The following is a 23258-nucleotide window of genomic DNA, read 5'->3' as shown; positions in this document are numbered from 1 at the left end:
GCTGCCAAAAGGCATGTATGCTTCATGCCACTGTGTTAATGCATTAGTACATTATGAAACGTCGATCGCTGGATCCAGAGACCCCCGTCGAGTCTGCCGAGCAGAGCCTCTACGAGGCGCTGTTGTCGCTGAAGAACGCCAGCGAAATGGGCGCGTTCCTCAACGACTTGTGCACGCCTGCAGAGCTTGAAGTGCTGGTGGACCGCTGGCGGGTGGTGCCGTACCTGCTGGAGGGCGTGTCGTATCGCGAGATCCACGAGCGCACCGCGGTCAGCATCACCACGATCGGGCGGGTGGCGCGCTATCTCAACCAGGGCAGCGGCGGTTACCTGGCGGCTGCGGCACGGGCGGCCCGGCGGCAATCGCTCGCGGCAAAAAGGGCAGGGGCATGAAGCCGCGTGACCGCTTGCGCATCGCCATGCAGAAATCCGGTCGACTCACCGAGCCGGCGCTGGATATGCTCACCCGCTGTGGCCTGACCTTCCGGCAGAGTCGCGACAAGCTGTTCTGCTTCGGCGAAGGCGAGCCGGTCGATCTGCTGCTGGTACGCGACGACGACATCCCTGGCCTGATCGCGCAAGGTGTATGCGATCTGGGCATCGTCGGGCGCAATGTGCTGAACGAATTTCAGCTGACCGCCGGATTGGAGACCGAGCCGTTGGCCGAGCTTCGGTCGCTCGGTTTCGGCCGCTGTCGATTGTCGATCGCAGTGCCGCAGGAGCTGGATTACCAGGAGCCACGGCAACTGGAGGGGCGGCGTATCGCCACTTCCTATCCCGGTCTGCTCGGCGAGTGGTTGCGCACTCAGGGCGTGAGTGCCGGCGTCGTGACCCTGACAGGTTCGGTCGAGATTGCGCCGAAGCTGGGCACCGCCGACGCGATCTGCGATCTGGTGCAGAGCGGCGGCACCCTGGTGGCGAACCAGCTGCGCGAAGCCGATGTGCTGCTTGAAAGCGAGGCCGTGCTGGCAGGCCCGCTGACCCTGCCGGTGGACGAGCGCGGCGACATGCTGGAGCTGCTGCTGAAGCGGCTGGACGGGGTGATCCAGGTGCGCGAATCGCGCCTGCTGCTGTTGCAGACCTCGCGCCACACGTTGGAAGCGGTCACCCGCCTGCTGCCGGGCGGTCCGCAGCCGACCCTGCTGGCGGTGGCCGGCCAGCCGGACCAGCTGATGTTGCAGGCGTTGTGCGCCGGCGAGGTGAGCTGGCGGCAACTGGAAGAGATCAAGAAGGCCGGTGCGCGCGAGATGTTCGTGCTGCCGGTGGAGAAGATGCTGGCATGAAGCGCCTGGACTGGAACGTGCTGGACGAAGCCGCACGCCGTGATGCGCTAGCACGGCCCGCGCAGTCGCGCGCGGATGAATTGCGCCACGGCGTCGAGCAGATCATCGCCAGCGTGCGCGAGCACGGCGACACGGCACTGCGCGAACTCAGCGCGAAATACGACCGCTGCACACTGGACGCGATCGAAGTGGACGAGGCCGAGTTCGCGGCGGCCGAGGCTTTTCTCGATCCGGCCCTGAAGGCGGCGATCCGCGAGGCGGCCGCACGCATCGAACTGTTCCATCGTGCGGCGGCACCGCAACCGGTGGCGGTGGATACCGCGCCCGGTGTGCGGGTGGAGCGCATGCTGCGCCCGATCAGCCGGGTTGGCCTGTACGTGCCGGCCGGCAGCGCGCCGCTGCCGTCGACTGCCCTGATGCTGGGCGTGCCGGCGCATATCGCCGGTTGCCGCGAAGTGGTGCTCTGCTCGCCCGCACGCGCCGACGGGCGTTGCGACGAAGCGGTGCTGTATGCCGCGCGCCTTACCAGCGTGCACAAGGTGTTCAAGCTGGGCGGCGCGCAGGCGATCGCCGCGATGGCCTACGGCAGCGCCAGCGTGCCGAAGTGCGACAAGCTGTTCGGTCCCGGCAATGCCTGGGTCACCGAGGCGAAGTTGCAGGTGTCGTCCGATCCGGACGGCGCCGCGATCGACATGCCGGCCGGCCCGTCGGAAGTGCTGGTGATCGCCGACGCCGAGGCGAACCCCGTGTTCGTCGCCGCCGACCTGCTGTCGCAGGCCGAGCACGGGCCGGATTCGCAGGTGATCCTGCTGAGCCCGTCCGCCGGATTGCTGGATCAGGCGGCCGTCGAGGTCGAACGCCAGTGCGCCGAATTGCCGCGTGGCGCGATCGCTCGCCAGGCGCTGGCGCAGAGCCGGCTGATCGCAGTCGACTCGCTGGCGCAGGCGGTTGAAGTAAGCAATCGCTATGCGCCCGAGCACCTGATCCTGCAGGTGGCCGCGCCGCGCGCCTTGCTCGACGGCATCGAGAGCGCCGGCTCGATCTTCCTCGGCCAGTGGACGCCCGAATCGGTGGGCGACTACTGCAGCGGCAGCAACCATGTGCTGCCGACCTACGGCTATGCGCGCAGCTACAGCGGCGTGTCGGTGGCCAGCTATCAGAAGCAGATCAGCGTGCAGGAAGTCAGCGAAGAAGGCTTGCGCAATATCGGTCCGTGCACGGCGACTCTGGCGGCGGCCGAACAACTGGAGGCGCACCGCCGCGCGGTGACCTTGCGATTGGCAACGTTGGAGGCAAGGTCATGAGCGTGCTCGATCTGGCGCGGCCGGAGATCCGCGCGATGCAGCCGTATTCCTCGGCGCGGATGGAGGCAAGCGGCGGTGATGTATTCCTCAACGCGAACGAGTCGGCGTGGGCACCGGTGGGCGACGACGGCCTCGGCTGCAATCGCTATCCCGAGCCGCAGCCCGCGGCCCTGGTCGATGCCCTGGCCGCACTTTACGGCGTGCGGTGCGAACAGTTGCTGGTCGGCCGCGGCAGCGACGAGGCGATCGACCTGCTGGTGCGCGCGTTCTGCCGCGCCGGCCGCGATGCGATCCTGATCCAGCCGCCGACGTTCGGCATGTACGCGGTATGCGCGCGGGTGCAGGACGCAGGCGTCGTCGAGGTGCCGCTGGCTGCGGATTTCACCCTGGACGTGGACGCGGTGCTGGCAGCGCTGACCCCGGCGGTGAAGCTGGTCTTCATCTGCACCCCGAACAACCCCACCGGCCAGCCGGTGCCGCGCGCCGCGGTCGAGCGGCTGGTACAGGCGCTGAGCGGTCGCGCCTTGCTGGTGGTGGACGAGGCCTATGTGGAGTTCTGCGACGCGGGCAGCGTGGCGGACCTGATCGATCGCTACGACAACCTTGCCGTGCTGCGCACCTTGTCCAAGGCCTGGGCGCTGGCCGGCGTGCGCATCGGCAGCTTGCTGGCGGACGCCGAGGTGATCGCGCTGCTGCGCCGGATCATGGCGCCGTACCCGTTGCCGCTGCCGAGCGTGGATGCGGCGCTGCTGGCCTTGTCCGGCTGGGGCCGGGCGAACGCGCGCGAGCGCATCGGCATCGTGCGCGGGGAACGCGCGCGGATGCAGATGGCGCTGCGCCGGCTGCCCGGGGTGCGCGAGGTGTTGCCGTCGCAGGCGAATTTCCTGGCCGTGCGCTTCGACGATGCCGGCGCCGCTTACCAGCGCCTGCTCGCCGCCGGCATCGTGGTGCGCGACGTGCGCCGCTACCCGAATCTCGGCGATGCGCTGCGCATCACCATCGGTACGCCGGTGGAGAATGATCGGGTGCTGGCCATGCTGACCTCCGATCGAGGCATTGCCAGTGGAGCGGCTTTTCTGGAGAGTCCGGCCATGGATGGCCGGGCTTCTGTCGACGGATCGACATGAACCCGAGGCGCAAAATCCTCTTCGTCGATCGCGACGGCTGCCTGATCGAGGAGCCAGCCGACGAGCAGATCGACAGCTACGAGAAGCTGGCCCTGCTGCCAAGCGTGATCGCTGCGCTGCAGCGCTTCGTCGCGGCCGGCTACGAGCTGGTGATGGTGACCAATCAGGACGGCCTGGGCACGGACAGCTTCCCTGAGCCGCATTTCACCGGGCCGCATGAACTGCTGCTGCGCATCCTCGCCTCGCAAGGCATCCGCTTCCGCGAGGTGCTGATCGACCGCAGCTTCCCGCATGAAGGTCTCGACACGCGCAAGCCCGGCATCGGCCTGCTGCGGCACTACCTCGCCGACGATGGTTGGAGCCGCGCAGCGTCGGCCATGGTGGGCGATCGCGAGACGGACCTGGAGTTGGCCGCGAATCTTGGCGTGCGCGGTATTCGCGTAGGCTCGCGCGGACTCGACTGGGAGGCGCTGGCGCACCAACTGCTGGACGCGCCGCGCACGGCCACGGCGATGCGCAACACGAAGGAAACCCGCATCACGGTCAGCGTCGATCTGGATCGGGTGGCCGAGCCGAAGGTACACACCGGGCTGGGTTTCTTCGACCACATGCTGGAGCAGATCGGCAAGCACGGCGGCTTCGCGCTGGAGCTGCGGTGCGACGGCGACACCCACATCGACGAGCACCACACCATCGAGGACTGCGCGCTGGCGCTGGGTGGCGCCTTGAGGCAGGCACTCGGCGACAAGCGCGGCATCGGCCGCTACGGCTTCACCCTGCCGATGGACGAAGCGCAGGCCAGCGCGGCGCTGGACCTGTCCGGCCGGCCGTACTTCGTGTTCGAGGGCAGCTTCCCGCGCGAGCGCGTGGGCGAGGTGCCGACCGAACTGGTGCCGCATTTCTTCCGTTCGCTGTGCGAGAGCCTGGGCGCGAACCTGCATCTCAGCGTGCGCGGCGACAACGCGCACCACATGGTCGAGGCCTGCTTCAAGGTGGTGGCGCGTACGCTGCGCCAGGCGATCCGCCGCGAGGGCAGCGAGCTGCCCAGCACCAAGGGCGCGCTGTGATGAGCGTGGTCCTGGTCGACGCCGGTGGCACCAATATCGGTTCGGTGCGTTACGCGCTGCAACGGCTAGGCGTGGATGCCGAGCTGACCGCGGACGCGGCGACGATCCGCGCCGCCGACAAGGTGATCCTGCCCGGCGTGGGTGCTGCCGGCCCCGGCATGGCACGGCTGCGCGAGCTGGGTCTGGTCGGGTTGCTGCGTTCGCTGAGCCAGCCGGTGCTCGGCGTCTGCCTGGGCATGCAGCTGTTGTGCGCGCATTCGGAGGAGGGCGATACCGGATGCCTCGGGCTGATTCCGTTGCCGGTGCGCCGTTTCGCCGAAGCACCCGGCTTGCGCGTGCCGCACATGGGCTGGAACCGCTTGAGCGCAAAGCAGGCGCATTCTTTGCTGGCCGGGCTGGCTGCCGATGAACAGGCGTACTTCGTGCACAGTTATGCGGTGCCGGCGAGTGACTGGACTCTCGCCACCAGCGATTACGGTGGGGCGTTTTCCGCCGTGATCGCGCGCGACAACTACTACGGCATGCAATTCCATCCCGAGCGTTCCGCTGCCGTCGGCGCGAAGCTTCTCAGGAATTTCCTCGAACTATGAACTTCGACGTGATCCCCGCAATCGACCTGCGCGGCGGCCAGGTGGTGCGCCTGAAGCAGGGCGACTACGCGCAGCAGACCACGTATGCGGCCGATCCGCGCGAACTGGCGCAACGTTATGCCGATGCCGGTGCGCGCTGGCTGCACCTCGTCGACCTGGATGGCGCACGCTCGGGCCAGCTCGATAATCTCGCGGTGATCAGGGCGATTGCCGCGTACGGCATGCAGGTCCAGGCCGGTGGCGGCGTGCGCGACGAGCCGGACTTGCAGCGCCTGTTCGACGCCGGCGTGCAGCGCGTGGTGCTGGGCAGCGTGGCGATCCGCGATCCCGAACTCGTGGCAGGCTGGTTGGACAAGCATGGCGCGGAACGGCTGACGCTCGCGCTCGACACGCGCCGTATCGACGGCCGCTGGACCCTGCCCAGCGCCGGCTGGACCGAAACCGAGGCGCGTACGCTGGACGAGCTGGCGCCGTGGTTCGCCGCGCGCGGCGCGCGCCATCTGCTGTGCACGGACATCGACCGCGACGGCATGCTGGCCGGCTTCAACCTCGATCTCTATCGCCATCTTGCCGGCAGCGTGCCGCAACTGGCGGTGCAGGCTTCCGGCGGCGTGCGGTCGCTGGACGATATCCGTGCGGCGCGCGAAGCCGGCGCGCGCGGCGTGATTCTCGGTCGCGCGCTGCTGGAAGGCCGCTTCACGGTCGAGGAGGCGCTGGCATGCTGAGCCGCCGCATCATTCCCTGCCTGGACGTGCGCGACGGCAAGGTGGTCAAGGGCGTGCGCTTCCGCGATCACGTGGTGATGGGCGAGATCGTCGAACTGGCGCTGCGCTACCGCGATGAAGGTGCGGACGAGCTGGTGTTCTACGACATCACCGCAAGTCCCGAGGGACGCAGCGTCGACCGCGATTGGGTCGAGAAAGTCGCCCGCGCGATCGATATTCCGTTCTGCGTGGCTGGCGGCATCCGCTCGGTCGACGAGGCCCGCGCTGTGCTGCATGCCGGCGCGGACAAGATCTCGGTGAACTCGCCTGCACTGGAACGCCCTGTGCTGATCGATGAACTGGCTGCCGCATTCGGCGTGCAGTGCGTGGTGGTCGGCGTCGATTCATTGCGCGATGCCGATGGGCAATGGCACGTTCGCCAGTACACCGGCGATACCTCGAAGACCCGGGCATTGCCACGCCGCACGCTGGACTGGATGGTCGAAGCGCAGCAACGCGGCGCCGGCGAGATCGTGCTCAATTGCATGGGCAGCGACGGCGTGCGCCTTGGCTACGACCTGGAACAACTGTCGATGGCACGCACGATCTGCCACGTGCCGCTGATTGCTTCTGGCGGCGCCGGTGCGCTGGAGCATTTCCGCGATGCTTTCATCGAGGCTGATGTGGATGGTGCGCTGGCGGCCAGCGTGTTCCATTCGGGCGCGATCGCGATCCCCGAACTCAAGCATTATCTGCACAGACAGGGCGTGGCGATCCGCTCGTGAGCACCGAAGGACAATCCGCGATGATCGATTCTCGTACCGATTTCAACCGCCTCGACTGGGCCAAGGGCGATGGCCTGTTGCCGGCGATCGTGCAGCACTGGCGCAGCGGCGAGGTGTTGATGCTCGGCTACATGAATGCCGAAGCGTTGGCGCAGACGCAGGCCAGCGGCAAGGTCACGTTCTACAGCCGAAGCCAGCAACGCCTGTGGACCAAGGGCGAAAGCTCCGGGCACGTGTTGGTGATGAAGTCGATCCGCATCGACTGCGACGCCGACACCTTGCTGGTGCGGGCCGAGCCGCATGGCCCGACCTGCCACCTGGGAACCTCGAGCTGCTTCGGCGACAGCGCCGAAGTGCGGCCACCGCTGGGTTTTCTCGCCGAGCTCGATGCGCTGGTGGCGCAGCGACATGCCCAGCGGCCCGAGGGTCGTTACACCACCATGTTGTTCGAGAGCGGCATTCGCCGGATCGCGCAGAAGGTTGGCGAGGAGGGCGTGGAGACGGCGCTGGCTGCGGTAGTCCAGGGCGATGGCGACCTGCTGGGCGAGGCTGCCGATCTGATCTTCCATCTCATCGTAGTCTTGCGGGCAAGGGGATTGTCGCTTGCCGATGCCGTGGACGTGCTGGCGGACAGGCATCGGATCGGGTAACGATCGTGGATCGCTCCGGGCCGGTCTGTGTTGTCCTCTTTCGGCGCTTGGCCGGCTTGCGCAACATGCGTGCCGGCTTGCTTGGCGAAGAAGTGGGGGTTATGGCCGATGGTTGATCGCGAGCAACTGCATCGGGACAGCTATGTCCTGCTCCGTCGAGCAATCCCGGTCGAGTGGCTGGATGAGCTTCGCGCCACGTTCGACGCGGGCGTGAAACCATCGCACCAATGGTCCGTACCGCGCACGGCGGGCTGGCGTCACTCGCTGGTGGACCTCGACACGAAGATCCAGGCCGTGTGCCGCCTGCCGAAGATGCTGGACGTGGTCGGCGAGCTTATCGGTGAACGGTTCTTTCTTTCGCAGGTGGAAGGTCGTGAGCCCTTGGCCGGTGGCGGACATCAGAGGCTGCACCGCGACTCCTCGGCTCATCGAACCGGCGATACGGTGAGCGCCTTGGCTTATTTCGACAATTTCGGCCCCGAGACCGGCGCGACCCGCATCGTCCCCGGCAGCCATCGCCCGGTGGAGGGCGACCCGCCGTTCGATTTCAATGACGAGTCCCAATCAGTGCAGCTCTCAGGCTCTGCTGGCGACATCCTGGTGTTTGATGCCGATCTGGTGCATGCGGGCAGCGTGAACTCGACGGGCGCACGTCGTCGTTCCATCCTGATCGGGTATTTTGCCGAGCTGCTCCACGCCTCACATCTTGAAACGGCGAAGCTCCGCGACATACGGATGGACACGACCGGCCGCTTCGATCCGCTGGACTTTGCACTCACGACAGTCAAGGAAATCGATTGACCCACCGTATCGCTTATTGCAGTTGTGGCCAGCTTCAGGTGCATGTGACCGCCGAGCCAGTCCGTGTCAGTGTCTGCCACTGCCTCGCTTGCCAACGAAGAACTGGGAGCGTCTTCGGGGCCCAGGCACGTTTCTCATCGGCGGTCGTCACAACCAACGGAAGAAGCAACGAGTACGTTCGGGTGGGGGACGAAGGGTCTCGCGCCAGGTTCCACTTCTGTCCTGATTGCGGATCCACGGTCTACTACATATCGGATGCGATGGAGGCTACTGTTGCCATTCCTGTCGGCGCCTTTGCCGACCCAAAGTTCCCAGGTCCGACGGTCTCGGTCTACGAAGAGCGAATGCATTCGTGGGTATCCATGCCGCCGGGCATCGAACATATGGCGTAAGTCGCAAGGCGACATCCAGCCACTCGATCTGGCGGACGCACCGCGCACGCGACCGACTTTGGGCTCAGGTAACGCAGGCCTGAATCGTGCCGAAGAACCGGCAGATCAACGAGTTCTTTGCCTGGCTTGCGGTCAGCTTCGTTGCCGCGAACGACCACCCGCTGCAGTGAGCGAATCCAGGCCGCGACCGTGCGCTCAAGGAGAGCTTTCCGAGCACTTTTTCGCGTCGAGTCGTCGAATCCGGGGCGGAATGCGCTTTCGATCTCGCCTTGCTTCCGGCACTCATGAACCCGATTTGTTGCACGGACACTGGCCACTCACGCCCGCCGGGATGACCTACGGATCGCCGGGAATTCGCATGGCCAACGAAAGCAGGATCGCGCGTTGGGCGGGGCCGGTTTATCTCGTGATGGTCGTGACCGGCTTTTTCAGCCAAGGCTGCGTGCCGGAAAAAATAGTGGCGCCGGGCGACCCGCGGGCAATGCTTGCGAACATCGTGTCGCACGAGGTGCTGTTCCGTGCGGGTGCCGCGGCTTTCATGATGGTGCCGCTGCCGTTCCTGCTGTTTCGATGGTTGCTGACGGCACATCGGGGTGCGGCGATGGCTATGGTGGTGCTGGCCTTGGTCGGTGTGCCGGTCTCGCTGCGGGCCGTGAACCATCGGCTGGATGCATTGCGGCTTTTGACCCATGCCTCCGGGACATCACGCTGGGCGTGATCCAGGTGGTGCTGTCGTTGCTGATGGTCATCCATGCGTGGCGCTGGCCACGCGATCAGTTTGTCGGTGGTGGGCTGAGCGGTGCCGGTGCCGCGGGATTGAACGGTACCTTCGGTCCGGGCGTGAAACCCTTGCGCCACAGCGTGAGCTGAGCCTCGATGCCGCGACCGGTATCGATCTGCGGTTCGGACGCCGTGAGCTTGTCCTTTTGCTCCCACTGGCTGATTTCACCGCTGGCCTGCTTGAAAGCTTCGATGAAATCCGGCGTGCGGTTCAATGCGTCGACCAACCAGGCCTTGCCGAAATAGGTGATGTCCGAATCGCTGCCGCAGCCGAAGGAGCTGCGGTCACTGCGCGCTGCCGTGAGTACCAGGGTGCCGGGACCGCGCAAGGGTGGCACGAATCCGCCGGAGTAGCAGGCGTTGACGACGACCACTTTCCATTTGAACGGATGCGTCGCCAGGATGCCGGCCAGATCGGGGGCGCCGATCTGGTCCAGCGGAAGTGGATCCATGTCGACCAGCAAGGTGTGATCTTCGCTGCCGTGGCTGGTGACGTACAGCAGCAGGATGTCCTGGTCTGGCTGCATCACCCTGGTCAGGCCGGCGAGCGCGGTTTCCAGATTGCTCCAGTTGGCAAGCGGGTGGGTGGCCAGGGTGGCCGGATTGTTTTCCAGTACCAGGGTGTGGGTGGTGGCACCGAAACGCCGGGAGAACAATCGCGCGGCGTACTCGGCTTCGTTGCGGAATACATCCTCGCCACCGTCACCGGCGAAGGTCAGCAGGTACAGGTTCGGTTTGCCGGGTACGCGCGGACTGAGTCCCGCCAGTGCATCGCGCATCATTCGCTGCTGCGCATAGAGGGCCTGCTCGGGAGTGGGCCCCTGGGCTGGCCAGCTGTCCTCGCCGTAGGCATCGACGCCGTTCGACGCCGGGGGCGCAGGATGGGCGCTGGTCGTCGCGGCGGCGGTTGCTGCAGCCGGCACGGCTGGATGGCCGGACCACCAGAAGATCGCCAGAACGGCGGCAATGAACGCGAGCAGGACGGTCAGGGTGCGGCGCATGGCTGGATTCGCCGGTCCGGTTCAGGGCGCGATCGCGTCAAAATCGCGATAAACGGCATGGCGTGGAGAGTCGGGCAGGGCCTGTGGTTCGCGAATCAGCCAGCCCGTGTGGAAGCCGGCCGCCCGCGCGGCGTCGAGTTCTTCCACGATATCGGACAGGAACAACAGGTGTCGCGGCTCCTCCTCGATCGCCGCGGCAATGCGCCGGTAGGATTCGACCTCCCGTTTCGGGCCGGTTTCGGTATCGAAATAGCCGGCGAACAGCGGCGTCAGGTCGCTCGCCTCGCTGTACTGGAAAAACAGCTTTTGCGCCGGTACCGAGCCGGAGGAGTAGACGTACAGGCGCAATCCGTCGGCGCGCCACTCGCGCAATCGTGCGGCGACTTCGGGATACAGGTGGGCGCGGTAGTCGCCGGCCGCGTAGCCGTCTTTCCAGATCATGCCCTGCAGCGCCTTGAGCGCGGTGGACTTGCGATCCGCATCGATCCATCGCAGCAGCAGTTCGATGATTTCCTGTCGACTGGCCTCGACCAGGCCGGCTTCCCTGGCGGCCTCATGCAGCCAGTGCTGCACGTCGGGCTTGTCGCCATGGGTTTCGACGAAGGCCGGCAGCCGCTTGCGCGCATGCGGGAACAGCACGTCGCGGACGAAGTCGATCGAGCTGGTGGTGCCCTCGATGTCGGTGACGATGGCGCGGATTTCGATCATGGATTCGGGATTCGGGATTCGGGATTTGGGATTTGGGATTTGGGATTTGGGATGGCATCGCCCGCGAGCGGGCTCCTACGCGGCGGGATCCATGCGCGGGAAGTGCGAGGCGATGTCGTCGCCGGTGAAGTTCGCCACCCAGCCTTCCTTGTTGGTGAACAGCCGGATCGCCACGAAGTACGGCGCCTCGCTCATGTCGAACCAGTGGCGGGTGCCATCCGGCACGCCGATCAGGTCGCCCTTCTCGCACAGGATGTCGTAGACCTTGCCATCGATGTGCAAGGTGAACTGGCCGGAGCCGGCGACGAAGAAGCGCACTTCGTCCTCGCTGTGGGTATGTTCGCTGAGGAATTTCTGGCGCAGCGCGGCGCGATCGGGATGGTCGGGACTGAGGCTGATCACGTCGACCGCCTGGTAGCCTTTCTCCGCCATCAGCCGGTCGATGTCGCTGCGGTAGGCAGCAATCACCTCGTCCTGGCTGGCACCGGGGACGATCGGCTGGCTCGCCTCCCACTTCTCGAAGCGGACACCGACCTGGCCCAGCTCGGCGGCGATGGCCGCGTGCTCGTGGAAGATGGCCGGCGGCGATGGCGGCAGGGATTCGTCGAAGATGCGCAGGCGGCTCATGATGCCCTCAGTTTTTTCAGGTCCAGCTCGCAGCCGAGCAGGAACTCCAGCGCCTCCAGATGACGCTGGGTCTCGGCCATGTCGCGGCCCCACGTGTAGATGCCGTGGCCGTCGATCAGGTAGGCGTGCAGCGGCTTGCCCGCATCCAGCCAGGCATCGACCCGCGCGACCAGTTCGGGCATGTGCTGTGTGTTGGGAAACACGGGAATTTCCAGCATGCTTTCGTGGCTGTGGTAACCGTTGATGGCCTTTTGCAGCTCCCAGCCTTGCAGCTGTATCGCGCCGTCATTGGCGAACAGCCGTGAGGCCACGCTCTGCACTCGGGAATGGGTATGCAGCACCACGTTCATCTCCGGCCAGCGCCGGTAGACCTGGGTGTGCAATGCCGTCTCGGCGCTGGGACGGGCATCGGTGCCGACAGCGTGGCCGTCCAAGTCGATCAGCATGATGTCGTCGCGACCAAGCCGACCCTTGTGCTTTCCCGAGACCGTGATCGCAGCGTGTGTGGCGTCGATGCGCATCGAGAAATTGCTGCTGGTCGCCGGCGTCCAGCCCATCGCCGACAGCTCGCGTGCAGCCTCGGCGATGGCGTCGGCACAGCCTTCGAACAGGCCGGCGGGGATCGTGGCGGGAAGGGATTGAGCCATGCGGTTTGGACGTCCAAATGAGTGCCGACTATACCATGCGCAAAGTGCCGGCCTGGTTGAAATGAGAGCCATTCTCGCAAGTCAGGAAAAATTGGGGCGTCCGGCGTAACATCGCGTTGGAATCGGGCGCGGGTGCGCTCGATAGATACAAGACGGAGACTTGCCCATGTCGAACGAACAAGATATCGAATCGCGTCGCCGATTCCTCAAGGTCGCTGCCGGCACCACGGTGGCGGCGATGGTGGTTGGTGGCCTGCCGCGCTTTGCGCGTGCAGCGGATCTGCCGCCGGTGACCGAGGCGGATCCGACCGCGAAGGCATTGGGCTATGTCGAAGATGCCAGCAAGACGACCAACGCCAAGCACAAGGCGGGCGACGACTGCTCCAATTGCCAGTTCTATACCGGCGGCGCCACCGGTCGCGGACCGTGCCAGTTGTTCCCGGGCAAGTCGGTGAATGCGAAAGGCTGGTGCGTATCGCACACGCCGAAGAAGGCGTAGTCGCGGGAAAATCCATCGAGCGTTGGTCAGAAGGGCCGGCTTTCGCCGGCCCTTCGTTTTGGCGCGTGTGGGTCGAATGCAAGCGGCTCGCGCAATGAAAAACGATGTGCGGGCGAGCGGGGAATTTCGACAAAAGTGCGGCCCGGACACACCAGGCTGAGGAGCTTACCCACCTGACGCGCCGAGCCGCGATCCGGGGCCCACTGCCAAGTGATCAACCCGCGGACTGAGGATGATACTCCCGAGTTCGGCGATTGGGCGATCGTGTACCGGATTTCTCTTGGAAAATTCTCGTTAAATTCAATTAAAACAATGAATTGGATAAAAATTTAGAGAAATTTTGTGAAACAAGTTGCCAAGATGATGGAGCTTGCTCAAATGGGTCATTTCGTTGAAATTTGGCGAAAATGCCCGCTATTCGACGAAATTATGTGTCATTCCGATGGCGTGGCGCCAGCCGCGAGGTATCGCAGATGACTGTGCCTGCGTCCGTACATGAAATAGATGGCAAACCCGAGCACGGTCCATATCCCCAGGATGGCCCAATTGAACCAGTCGAGACTGAACAACAACGCGAAACAACTGCCTACGCCAGCGAGACAGGTGAACCAGACCCACGGCACACGAAACGTCCTGGGCAGATCGGGCATGGTGTGACGCAGGATCAGCACGCCGGCGCAGACCGCCGAAAACGCGATCAGCGTGCCCATCGAGGTCAGGTTGGCCAGCAGGTCGAGCGGGAATATCGCGGCCAGCAGGGCGATCATCGCGCCAGTGATCAAGGTGTTGATGTGTGGAGTGCGATGGCGTGGGTGCACCTTGGCAAAGACGCGCGGAAGCATGCCGTCACGCGCCATGATCATGAAGATGCGCGGCTGCGCGATGATCATCACCAGGATCACCGAGGACAGCCCGATCATCGCCCCGATCTCCACGATCAGGCGTAGCCAGTCCAGTTCCGGATGCGCCGCGACCGCAGTGACCACCGGTTCGGAGGTATCCAGCACGGTATACGGCACCAGGCCGGTCAGCACGGCGGCCATGGCCAGGTAAAGCACGGTGCAGATCACCAGCGATACCATGATGCCGAACGGCAGGTCGCGTTGCGGGTTCTTGCATTCCTGCGCTGCCGTGGATGTCGCTTCGAAGCCGATGTAGGCAAAAAACACCATCGCCGCACCACGCATGATGCCCGACCAACCGTACTTGCCGTCGCCCTGTGCCGTCGGGATAAACGGATGCCAGTTTTCCGGATTCACATAGCGGTAGCCGGCGATCACGACGATCACGATCAGGCCCACCTTGACCAGCACCATCAGCGCATTCAGGCCCGAGGATTCGCGGATACCGATGTAGCACAACCAGGTCAGTGCCATCACGATGGCGACCGCCGGCAGGTTGAACAGGTGGCCGGTAGCGACCAGGTGGCCATCGGTGAAGGCCAGCGGCGCTTCCGTGAGCGCGACGGGCAGGTGCAGCCCCATGTGATCGAGCAGGCTGGTGAAATAACCGGTCCAACTGGCGGCGACCGCCGAGGCCGAGATGCCGTATTCAGCCACCATGTTCCAGCCGATGAACCATGCCGCCAGCTCGCCCAGCGAGGCATAGGCGTAGGAGTACGAACTGCCGGAGATGGGAATCAGCGTGGCGAACTCGGCGTAGCAGAGCGCGCTGAAGCCGCTACAGATCGCTGCGATGATGAACGAGATCAGCACGGCCGGGCCGGCATGCTCGGCCGCCGCCGTGCCGGTCACCACGAAGATGCCGGTGCCGATGACGGCACCGATGCCCAGTGCGGTGATCCCCCATGGTCCCAGGGTGCGGCGCAGTGCCGGGCCGTGGACGTTGTCGTCGTTGCTGAAGTCGATCTTGCGGGCGAGCAACTGCTTGAGCATGGGATATCGTCTTGGGGAAACGGAGCGTCGAGCTGAAATGGGGCGCGTCACAAAGCCAAGGCGACCGGTGCCATGGGCACCGGTCGCCGCTTGTCAGTGAGCGTTCTGGCGCAACTTGCTGTGTCGGTAGCCGTAGAAGCCGTAGATCAGGAAACCGATCACGATCCAGCTGACCAGCAGGGGCCAGCGCACCACGAAAGCCTGCCAGAACAGGAACAAGCAGGCCGCTGCGCCAACCAGGGAAACGAACCAGACAAACGGCACGCGGAAGGCGCGCGGCAGTTCCGGCCGGGTATAACGAAGCACCAGCACCCCGATGCAAACCGTGGCGAAGGCCAGCAAGGTACCCATCGAGACCAGGTCGCCGAGCACGTCCACCGGGAACAGGCCGGCAAGGATGCAGGCGATCACCCCAACCAGGATGGTGCCGACGTACGGCGTGCGGTGCTTCGGGTGCAGGCGTCCCAGTGCTGGCGGCAACAAGCCGTCGCGCGACATCGCATAGAAAATGCGCGGCTGGCCCATCAGCATCACCAGCACCACCGAGCTCAAGCCCGCCAGTGCGGCGAATACCACCAGGATCTTCAAGGCGCCCAGCAGATAGCTGGAGGCGCTGCCCGGGGTGACGGTGCCGAGCACGTAGTTGATCGCGGTAGCGACCGGCTCGGGCGTATTGAGCATGCGGAACGGCGTGGTACCGGTCATCACCGCAGCCATGGCGATGTACAGCACGGTGCAGATCAGCAGCGAGCCGAGAATGCCGATCGGCATGTCGCGCTGCGGATTTTTGGCTTCGCCGGCGGCGGTGGAGACCGCGTCGAAACCGATGTAGGCAAAGAACACCAGCGTGGCGCCACGATAGATGCCGCTCCAGCCGAACTTCGAGCCGCCTTCGTTCGCGGGAATGAACGGGTGCCAGAGTTCGGGGTGGACGTAGTTGAACATCACGATCAGGAACAGCACGATCACGGTCACCTTGATCGCCACGATGATCGCGTTGACCGTGGCCGACTGCGTGATGCCGAGATAGCACAGCCAGCTGATCGCGCCGACGATCAGGATCGCGGGAAGGTTGATCAAGGCACCGGTGAAGACCAGCTTGTGGCCACCTTCGGCAAAAGTGAGCGGAGCCGAGGAAAGCGCCGCTGGCAGGTTGAAGTTCAGCCCCGTCATCGAACTGAGCATGCGCAGCATTTCGCCGAAGTAGCCGGACCAGGCCACCGCTACAGTCGAAGCGGCGAACAAATATTCGAGTACCAGCGCCCAGCCGACGAACCAGGCCACCACTTCACCCAGCGTGGCATAGGAATAGGAGTAGGCGCTGCCGGACACCGGCAGCATCGCGGCGAACTCCGCGTAGCACATGCCGGCCAGGCCGCAGGCGAAAGCGGCGATAAGGAAGCTCAGGATCAATGCAGGGCCGGCGAATTGCGCGGCTGCGGTTCCTGTGATCGCGAAGATGCCGGCACCGATCACGGCGCCGATGCCAAGCATCACCAGATGACGTGCGGTCAGCACGCGCTTGAGAGTGATCTCTCCCTGCGCACCACCCTCGACGGGTTCGCCGGCATCCACGCGAGGCATCGCCTCGATCGCGTGAGTGGCAAATAGACCTTTTATCATCAAGTTCCCCTCAGGTAATTTTGCCCGCGTCCGCTCTGCGGCGGATGGCTGCAATGGGTGGGCAATGGCGGGCCAACATAGCCCAGCAATAGATGATGCACAAGCTTCGTTCATGTTGCAGCGAAACATGTCGTGACGAGTTTCAAACCACACAAACGGATGTCCATGCAGCAGCCAGCCTCCTCCATGATCCACGCACTCCGGCGCTACCGTGACCAATGGCACGGTGAGTCGGAGGCGGTCGCGTTGTTCGGGAAATTTCTGCATACGCAGGCGAATGCTTTCGAGCGCACCAATGCGGCGGGGCACTTCACCGGTTCGTGCTGGCTGGTCAGCGCCGATGGCTTGCGCGTGTTGCTGATGCACCACCGCAAACTGGACAAGTGGTTGCAGCCGGGCGGCCATGCCGACGGCGACACCGACCTTGCCCGCGTCGCATTGCGCGAAGCACAGGAGGAAACCGGCGTGGCTGGCTTGCATATCGAAGACGGCATCTTCGATATCGATCGACATCGTATACCGGCCCGTGTACGCGAGCCCGAGCATTGGCATTACGACGTACGCTACGTGGTGCGTGCCGGCGCGGACGAACGCTTCACGATCAACCAGGAATCCCGCGCGCTGGCGTGGCGGTCGGTGAGGGATGTCGCTGCCGATGACAGCCTCGATGCCTCGCTGCGGCGCATGGCGCGCAAGTGGCTTGGGATTGCATCGTAGGGCGGTGCCGGAAGCCGGCGGGCGGTGCCCGCCTTACGCGTATTTGTCCGGCGCGGGATTGAGATGGCCGCAAGCGTCGCAGGTGCGCGCTTCGCGCGAGCCGTAGAAACGGTCGAACACCGGCGGGAAATCGTGTTCGATGCTGTCGAGGGTGAAATACTCCTCGTACAGCTGGTGGTTGCACTGCTCGCAGAACCACAGCAGGCCGTCCCGCTCGCCGGCGACGCGGCGGCGTTCGATCACCAGTCCGATCGATGCCGGCATGCGTTGCGGCGAATGCGGCACGCGCGGCGGCAGGTAGAACATCTCGCCGGCGCGGATCGGGATGTCGCGCGCCTGGTCCTCGTCCTGCACCTTCAGCACCATCTCGCCCTCGATCTGGTAGAAGAATTCGGGGCCTTCGTCGTAGTGGTAGTCGGTGCGCGCATTCGGGCCGCCGACGATCATGATGATGAAGTCGCCGTCGACGATGCACTTGTTGCCCACCGGCGGTTTCAGCAGGTGGCGGTGTTCGTCGATCCAGCGCTGAAGATCGAGGGGCGGCAACAGGGCCATGCGCAATGCTCGCGGGAAACCAGCTCGCACCATAGCGCCACCATCGTCACAAATGAAGCCGCCCGGGCGACCCGGGAGGCTTCGTTTTGTGACGACGGCAACTTCGTTGTTACGGCATCAGCACCTTGTCGATCACGAAGATCTCGCCGTTGGACTGGGTGACGTCGGCGATCGTGATGTTGGCGACATTGCCCTTGGCATCGGTGACGGTCCACTTGCCGTTCTTGCCGGCGACGGTGATCGACTCGCCCTCGACCGTCTTCAGCATCGTCTTGCCGCCATGGGCCTTGGCCAGCTTGGCCAGGTCGTGCGCGGTGTATTTGCCCGGTACCACGTGATAGGTGAGGATCTTGGTCAGCGTGGCCTTGTTTTCCGGCTTCAGCAGATTGTCCACGGTGCCGGCGGGCAGGGCAGCGAACGCCTCGTTGGTGGGCGCGAACACGGTGAACGGGCCTGCGCCTTCGAGCGTCTCGACCAGGCCGGCGGCCTTCACCGCGGCGACCAGGGTGGTGTGATCCTTCGAGTTCACCGCGTTCTCGATGATGTTCTTCGTGGGATACATGGCGGCGCCGCCAACCATCACGGTCTTCTGCATGCTCATCGACTCCATCTGGCCGGCCACGGCCATCGGCACCATGGCAGCGGTGGTCAATGCCATGGAAAGGCCGACGGCCAGGGCGCGCATGCGGGAAAGGGTCTTCATGAATGTTCTCCAGGTTTTTCCGCTTCGCGGATTGGAAGCAACTGGAGATACGCAGCTTGCATCGGAACGGATGCATCGGAGCCGCCTGGCATTCAGTGCAGTGACGTCAGGTCAAAGACGCTCGACGTTCAGACCTCGAGTGTGGCGAGGTCGCCTTTCTCTTCCAGCCACGCCTTGCGATCGCCGGCACGCTTCTTCGCCAGCAGCATGTCCATCAACTTGCTGGTGCCGTCGTCGTCGCCGATGGTCAGCTGCACCAGCCGGCGCGTATCAGGATGGATGGTGGATTCGCGCAGCTGTGGCGGGTTCATTTCGCCCAAGCCCTTGAAGCGGGTGGTGCTGATCGCGCCCTTCATCTTCTCGCGCTCGATCCGCTGCAGCATCGCTTCCTTCTCGCCTTCGTCGAGGCAGTAGAACACCTGCTTGCCGACGTCGACGCGGAACAGCGGCGGCATTGCAACAAATACGTGGCCTTCGCTGACCAGCTTCGGGAAATGGCGCAGGAACAGTGCGGCCAGCAAGGTCGCGATGTGCAGGCCATCGGAGTCGGCATCGGCGAGAATGATCACCTTGCCGTAGCGCAGGCCGGAAAGATCGTCCTTGCCCGGGTCGCAGCCGATCGCGACGGCAAGGTTGTGCACTTCCTCGGAAGCCAGCACCGAGGTGGACTCCACTTCCCAGGTGTTGAGGATCTTGCCGCGCAGCGGCAGGATCGCCTGGAATTCCTTGTCGCGCGCCTGCTTGGCGCTGCCGCCGGCGGAATCGCCTTCGACCAGGAACAGTTCGGTGCGGGTGAGGTCGGTGGCGGTGCAGTCGGCCAGCTTGCCGGGCAACTGCGGACCCTGGGTGATCTTCTTGCGCACGATCTGCTTGGCCGCTTTCAGACGTGCGCTGGCGCGCTCGATCGCCAGCTGGGCGATGCGCTCGCCGGTGTCCACGTTCTGGTTCAGCCACAGGCTGAAGGCGTCGTGGATGACGTTCTCGATCATGCCCGCAGCCTGGCGCGAGGACAGTCGCTCCTTGGTCTGGCCGGCGAACTGCGGATCCTGCAGGCGTGCGGACAGCACGAACGACAGGCGCTCCCAGACATCTTCCGGCGCCAGCTTCACGCCGCGTGGCAGCAGGTTGCGGATGTCGCAGAACTCGCGGATCGCCGTGGTCAGGCCGGTGCGCAGGCCGTTGACATGGGTGCCGCCCTGCGCGGTGGGAATCAGGTTGACGTAGCTTTCCTGCACCAGTTCGCCTTCGGGCAACCAGGCCAGCGCGACTTCCATGCCTTCGGCGTCGCGTGCCATCTGGTGCACGAACAAGTCGTTCGGCAAGGCTTCATTGCCTTCGAGTTCGCCGCGCAGGTAGTCGCGCAGGCCATCTTCGTAATGCCACTCGACGATTTCGCCGCTGGCCTCGTCGGTCAGCTTCATGTTGAGCCCGGCGCACAGCACCGCCTTGGCACGCAGCAGGTGCTTGAGCTTGCCCAGCGAGATTTTCGGTGAGTCGAAGTATTTCGCCTCGGGCCAGAAGTGCAGGGTGGTGCCGGTGCGCTTCTTGCCGACCGTGCCGACAACTTCCAGCGGGCTGACCTTGTCGCCGTGCTCGAAAGCCATCGCGTATTCCGAACCGTCGCGACGAATCGTCACCTCGACGCGATCGGACAAGGCGTTGACCACCGACACGCCCACGCCATGAAGGCCGCCGGAGAAGCTGTAGTTCTTGCCGCTGAACTTACCGCCCGCGTGCAGCCGGGTCATGATCAGCTCGACGCCGGACACGCCTTCCTCGGGGTGGATGTCCACCGGCATGCCGCGGCCATCGTCGCTCACCGACACCGAGCCGTCGGTGTGCAGCACCACCTCGATCGAACTCGCGTGGCCGGCCAGCGCCTCGTCCACCGAGTTGTCCACCACCTCCTGCACCAAGTGGTTCGGGCGACTGGTGTCGGTATACATGCCGGGGCGGCGTTTGACCGGATCCAGGCCGGACAGGACTTCAATATCGGCGGCGTTGTAGCGACTGCTCATGCGGATGTTTCGATCGAGACAAGACGCAAAGCATGGGGGGCGCGGGCGGCGATGGTCAAGCTGGATGCTGATGGTGTTGTTCGGCTGACACTCAACTGCGTCGACGCTTCACCGATAACCTTGCGCCTGCAGCGAGAACAGGTGTGCATAGTGGCCAGCCTGGGCCATCAACTGCTCGTGGCTGCCGTTTTCGACGATGCGGCCGTCCTGGATCACGATGATCTGGTCGGCCATGCGCACGGTGGAGAAGCGGTGCGAGATGAGGATGGCGATGCGGCCGCCGGCCAGTTCGCGGAAGCGTTCGAAAATGGTGGCTTCGGCTTGCGCGTCCATGGCGGCGGTGGGTTCGTCCAGCACCAGGATGTCGGCGCGCGAGCGCATGAAGGCACGCGCCAGCGCGATCTTCTGCCACTGGCCGCCGGACAGTTCGCGGCCGTCGTTGAACCACTTGCCGAGCGGGGTCTGGAATCCGGCCGGCAGGCTGTCGATGAAGTCGCTGGCCATGCCCTTGTCGCTGGCTTCGCGCCAGCGCGCTTCGTCCTCGAAGTGGCTGACGTCGCCGGCGCCGACGTTTTCGCCCACGCGCATCTGGTAGCGCGCGAAGTCCTGGAAGATCACCCCGATGCGCTGCAGCAGTACGCCCTCGTCCCACTCGCGCAGGTCGGTGCCGTCGAGCAGGATGCGACCGCTGTCCGGCGTGTACAACCGGGTCAGCAGCTTGATCAGGGTGGTCTTGCCGGAACCATTCTGGCCGACCAGGGCCAGCGATTCGCCGGGGCGGATATGCAGGTCGATGCCTTGCAATGCCGGTTCGCCGGCGCCGGGATAGGTGAAGCTGACCTGCTCGAAACGGATGCCGTCGTCGGGCTGCGCGCCGCGCTGCACCACGCCGGTCGCGGGCGGCACCGGGGTCTCCAGGTATTCGTACAGGGTCGACAGGTACAGGTTGTCCTCGTACATGCCGCCGATCGCCGAGAGCATCGCCGACACCGCCGACTGGCCCTGGCGGAACAGCGCCAGGTACATCGTCATCTGGCCCAAGGTGATGCGCGCGATCACCGTGCTGGCGGCGATCCACGCATACGCGCCGTAAAGCGCGAGCGTGCCGAGCAGGCCCAGCCCGAAACCCCAGCCTTCGCGGCGGACGGTGAGGTCGCGGTCATCGCGGTAGAGCTTGTCGAAGATGTCGCGGTAGCGGCCCAGCAGCAGCGGGCCGAGGCCGAACAGCTTCACTTCCTTGGCGTGGTCCTCGCGCGCCAGCACGGTTTCCAGATACAGCTGCATGCGCGTTTCCGGCGAGCGCCAGCGAAACAGCCGGAACGCATCGCCGGAGAATTTCGTCTCGGCGAAGAACGACGGCAAACCCGCCAGCAGCAGCACCGCCACCGCCCACGGCGAAAACTGGAACAGCAAGGTGCCGTAGCTGACCAGCGAGATCGCATTCTGGCCGAGGCCGAACGTGCGCGTCACCAGCGACAGCGGCCGGCTCGATGCCTCGCGCCGTGCACGGGTGAGCTTGTCGTAGAACTCCGAATCCTCGAAGTGCGCCAGCTCCAGCGTCAGCGCCTTCTCCAGGATCATCACGTTGACGCGCTGGCCCAGCAGCGCGCGCAGCAGCGACTGGCACATCGACAGCCCCCGCTGGGTGCCGGCCAGCGCCGCCACCAGCACACCTTCCAGCGCCACCCATTCGAATACTTGGCGCAATGGAGCCCGGCCGCTGGCGGCCCACGCCTTGCTGGCACCGACCACCGCGTCGACGATGTGCGCGCCGACATACGCCACGCCGGCCGGCAACAGGCCGGCGATCAGGGTCAGCGAGGCCAGCGAAATCGTCAGCGCGTGGCTGGTGCTCCACACCAGTCCTATCGCACGCCCGCTGTAGCGGAACACACCCAGGAAACTGCGCGTGAGTCCGGCCGATTCGGCGGGTTCAGGGGAATGGTGCGGCGGCACGTGAAGGGAGTCGTCAGGTCATCGGCGCAGCGGCGCGGAAATCCCGAGATGGGGGCCGCGCCGCTTCACGCAAGATGGCCGCATGCCGCCACGAAGGTCAAATCATCGCCTGCGTCAATGCAGCTGCACCTCGACCACCTGCCGATCCGGCTGGTACAGCGCCGGAAACAGCTGCTTCAAGTGCGCCACCTTCGGCGCGTCGTTGTAGACGATGTACGGATCGTTCGGGTGCAACTGGAAATAATGCTGGTGGTAGGCCTCGGCCGGATAGAACGCCTTCAGCGGCACAACCTGGGTCACGATCGGGGCAGGGAAGGATCTGGCTGCGGTCAGTTGCGCGATGTACGCGCTGGCGACCTGTTTCTGCCGGTCGTTGACGTAGAAGATCACCGAACGGTATTGCGTGCCGCTGTCCGGACCCTGCCGGTTCAGTTCGGTGGGATCGAGCGCGACCGAGAAGAACACCTGCAGCAACTGGCCATAGCTCACCCGGGCCGGATCGAAGTGCACCTGCACGGACTCGGCATGGCCGGTACGGCCCGAGCCGACCTCGAAATAGTGGGCCGTATCGGCGCTGCCGCCGGAGTAACCGGCGACGACTTTGCGCACGCCCTTGACGTGCTCGAACACCGCCTCGATGCCCCAGAAGCAGCCGCCGGCGAGCACGGCGACCTGATCGCCGGGTGCGTCGGCTTTCGGAGTATCCGTGACGGGTGCGGGCAGGGCGACATCGCTGGCAGCGGACACCGGCTGGCATGCGCTCAATGCCAGCATCAGCAGGGCCGCGAGCGGAATGGCATGAATGGCGCTACGACGGATCATGGGAT

At 64.9% G+C, this 23258-nt stretch carries 25 protein-coding genes; 14 read left to right on the top strand and 11 right to left on the bottom strand.

Annotated elements, in window-relative coordinates:
• Window positions 1-53: 53 nt before the first annotated feature.
• From CIW53_RS14395 to CIW53_RS14340, 12 genes are all read left to right on the top strand, one after another.
• A complete protein-coding gene (locus CIW53_RS14395) occupies window positions 54-392 on the top strand; it encodes a YerC/YecD family TrpR-related protein (RefSeq protein ID WP_149365412.1) in 339 nt (112 codons plus the stop codon).
• A complete protein-coding gene (hisG, locus tag CIW53_RS14390; protein WP_149365411.1) occupies window positions 389-1282 on the top strand; it encodes an ATP phosphoribosyltransferase in 894 nt (297 codons plus the stop codon). The genes CIW53_RS14395 and hisG overlap by 4 nt, the downstream gene beginning before the upstream one ends.
• The gene (hisD, locus tag CIW53_RS14385; RefSeq protein ID WP_149365410.1) at window positions 1279-2586 is read left to right on the top strand and encodes a histidinol dehydrogenase; all 1308 of its coding nucleotides are present in this window, start codon (window positions 1279-1281) and stop codon (window positions 2584-2586) included. Before hisG ends, hisD begins: the two co-directional genes overlap by 4 nt.
• Window positions 2583-3713 carry a histidinol-phosphate transaminase gene (gene hisC / locus CIW53_RS14380; RefSeq protein WP_149365409.1) on the top strand — a complete coding sequence of 377 codons (1131 nt, stop codon included), beginning with the start codon at window positions 2583-2585 and terminating at the stop codon, window positions 3711-3713. Before hisD ends, hisC begins: the two co-directional genes overlap by 4 nt.
• Complete coding sequence (gene hisB, locus CIW53_RS14375; protein WP_149365408.1) at window positions 3710-4780, top strand: bifunctional histidinol-phosphatase/imidazoleglycerol-phosphate dehydratase HisB; 1071 nt, start codon at window positions 3710-3712, stop codon at window positions 4778-4780. The genes hisC and hisB overlap by 4 nt, the downstream gene beginning before the upstream one ends.
• Window positions 4780-5370, top strand: coding sequence for an imidazole glycerol phosphate synthase subunit HisH (gene hisH, locus CIW53_RS14370; RefSeq protein ID WP_149365407.1), 591 nt, complete (start codon window positions 4780-4782; stop codon window positions 5368-5370). The genes hisB and hisH overlap by 1 nt, the downstream gene beginning before the upstream one ends.
• Complete coding sequence (gene hisA, locus CIW53_RS14365) at window positions 5367-6095, top strand: 1-(5-phosphoribosyl)-5-[(5-phosphoribosylamino)methylideneamino]imidazole-4-carboxamide isomerase (protein WP_149365406.1); 729 nt, start codon at window positions 5367-5369, stop codon at window positions 6093-6095. Before hisH ends, hisA begins: the two co-directional genes overlap by 4 nt.
• A complete protein-coding gene (hisF, locus tag CIW53_RS14360) occupies window positions 6089-6859 on the top strand; it encodes an imidazole glycerol phosphate synthase subunit HisF (protein ID WP_149365405.1) in 771 nt (256 codons plus the stop codon). The genes hisA and hisF overlap by 7 nt, the downstream gene beginning before the upstream one ends.
• Window positions 6860-6879: 20 nt before the next feature.
• Window positions 6880-7509: a bifunctional phosphoribosyl-AMP cyclohydrolase/phosphoribosyl-ATP diphosphatase HisIE gene (gene hisIE, locus CIW53_RS14355; protein WP_149365404.1), complete on the top strand. Its 630-nt coding sequence runs from the start codon at window positions 6880-6882 to the stop codon at window positions 7507-7509.
• Between the two features lie 108 nt (window positions 7510-7617).
• Window positions 7618-8310, top strand: coding sequence for a phytanoyl-CoA dioxygenase family protein (locus CIW53_RS14350; RefSeq protein WP_149365403.1), 693 nt, complete (start codon window positions 7618-7620; stop codon window positions 8308-8310).
• Window positions 8311-8348: 38 nt separating this feature from the next.
• Window positions 8349-8702, top strand: coding sequence for a GFA family protein (locus CIW53_RS14345; RefSeq protein WP_343192552.1), 354 nt, complete (start codon window positions 8349-8351; stop codon window positions 8700-8702).
• 358 nt (window positions 8703-9060) lie between these two features.
• A complete protein-coding gene (locus CIW53_RS14340; protein WP_149365401.1) occupies window positions 9061-9420 on the top strand; it encodes a DUF4386 domain-containing protein in 360 nt (119 codons plus the stop codon).
• A 55-nt stretch (window positions 9421-9475) separates the two neighbouring features.
• Here the strand turns inward: CIW53_RS14340 and CIW53_RS14335 are convergent, their stop codons facing one another.
• The 4 genes from CIW53_RS14335 to CIW53_RS14320 all read right to left on the bottom strand — a co-directional run bounded on the left by CIW53_RS14335 (window position 9476) and on the right by CIW53_RS14320 (window position 12465).
• Window positions 9476-10483: a C13 family peptidase gene (locus CIW53_RS14335; protein WP_149365400.1), complete on the bottom strand. Its 1008-nt coding sequence runs from the start codon at window positions 10481-10483 to the stop codon at window positions 9476-9478.
• Window positions 10484-10504: 21 nt separating this feature from the next.
• Window positions 10505-11191, bottom strand: coding sequence for an acireductone synthase (mtnC, locus tag CIW53_RS14330; RefSeq protein WP_149365399.1), 687 nt, complete (start codon window positions 11189-11191; stop codon window positions 10505-10507).
• A gap of 75 nt (window positions 11192-11266) precedes the next feature.
• Window positions 11267-11818: an acireductone dioxygenase gene (locus CIW53_RS14325; RefSeq protein ID WP_149365398.1), complete on the bottom strand. Its 552-nt coding sequence runs from the start codon at window positions 11816-11818 to the stop codon at window positions 11267-11269.
• Window positions 11815-12465, bottom strand: a complete 651-nt coding sequence (locus tag CIW53_RS14320) for a methylthioribulose 1-phosphate dehydratase (protein ID WP_149365397.1) — start codon at window positions 12463-12465, stop codon at window positions 11815-11817. The genes CIW53_RS14325 and CIW53_RS14320 overlap by 4 nt, the downstream gene beginning before the upstream one ends.
• Window positions 12466-12631: 166 nt before the next feature.
• Here CIW53_RS14320 and CIW53_RS14315 point away from each other — a divergent pair, with 166 nt between their 5' ends.
• The gene (locus tag CIW53_RS14315; protein ID WP_149365396.1) at window positions 12632-12964 is read left to right on the top strand and encodes a high-potential iron-sulfur protein; all 333 of its coding nucleotides are present in this window, start codon (window positions 12632-12634) and stop codon (window positions 12962-12964) included.
• Between the two features lie 434 nt (window positions 12965-13398).
• On the opposite strand, the gene CIW53_RS14310 is transcribed toward CIW53_RS14315, so the two are convergent.
• A complete protein-coding gene (locus CIW53_RS14310; RefSeq protein WP_149365395.1) occupies window positions 13399-14859 on the bottom strand; it encodes an amino acid permease in 1461 nt (486 codons plus the stop codon).
• Between the two features lie 93 nt (window positions 14860-14952).
• On the bottom strand, window positions 14953-16482 hold the full coding sequence (locus tag CIW53_RS14305; protein WP_149365394.1) for an amino acid permease: 1530 nt from the start codon (window positions 16480-16482) through the stop codon (window positions 14953-14955).
• Window positions 16483-16647: 165 nt separating this feature from the next.
• On the opposite strand from CIW53_RS14305, the gene CIW53_RS14300 reads away from it, so the two are divergent.
• Window positions 16648-17199: an NUDIX hydrolase gene (locus tag CIW53_RS14300; protein WP_149365393.1), complete on the top strand. Its 552-nt coding sequence runs from the start codon at window positions 16648-16650 to the stop codon at window positions 17197-17199.
• 33 nt (window positions 17200-17232) lie between these two features.
• Here CIW53_RS14300 and CIW53_RS14295 read toward each other — a convergent pair whose 3' ends face one another.
• The 5 genes from CIW53_RS14295 to msrA all read right to left on the bottom strand — a co-directional run bounded on the left by CIW53_RS14295 (window position 17233) and on the right by msrA (window position 23253).
• Entirely contained in the window at window positions 17233-17754 is a 522-nt protein-coding gene (locus CIW53_RS14295; protein WP_149365392.1) for a 3-hydroxyanthranilate 3,4-dioxygenase, read from the bottom strand.
• Window positions 17755-17863: 109 nt separating this feature from the next.
• Window positions 17864-18457, bottom strand: coding sequence for a fasciclin domain-containing protein (locus tag CIW53_RS14290; protein ID WP_149365391.1), 594 nt, complete (start codon window positions 18455-18457; stop codon window positions 17864-17866).
• A 128-nt stretch (window positions 18458-18585) separates the two neighbouring features.
• Window positions 18586-20475 (bottom strand): DNA topoisomerase IV subunit B, encoded by a 1890-nt coding sequence (parE, locus tag CIW53_RS14285; RefSeq protein WP_149365390.1) that lies wholly within the window; start codon window positions 20473-20475, stop codon window positions 18586-18588.
• A gap of 108 nt (window positions 20476-20583) precedes the next feature.
• A complete protein-coding gene (locus CIW53_RS14280; RefSeq protein ID WP_242451920.1) occupies window positions 20584-22431 on the bottom strand; it encodes an ABC transporter ATP-binding protein in 1848 nt (615 codons plus the stop codon).
• Window positions 22432-22545: 114 nt separating this feature from the next.
• Window positions 22546-23253: a peptide-methionine (S)-S-oxide reductase MsrA gene (gene msrA, locus CIW53_RS14275; protein WP_149365389.1), complete on the bottom strand. Its 708-nt coding sequence runs from the start codon at window positions 23251-23253 to the stop codon at window positions 22546-22548.
• Window positions 23254-23258: the final 5 nt, after the last annotated feature.

This window comes from Rhodanobacter sp. T12-5, from assembly GCF_008329435.1.
In the GTDB taxonomy this organism is placed as follows: domain Bacteria; phylum Pseudomonadota; class Gammaproteobacteria; order Xanthomonadales; family Rhodanobacteraceae; genus Rhodanobacter.
This window is presented reverse-complemented; position numbering and strand designations above follow the sequence as displayed.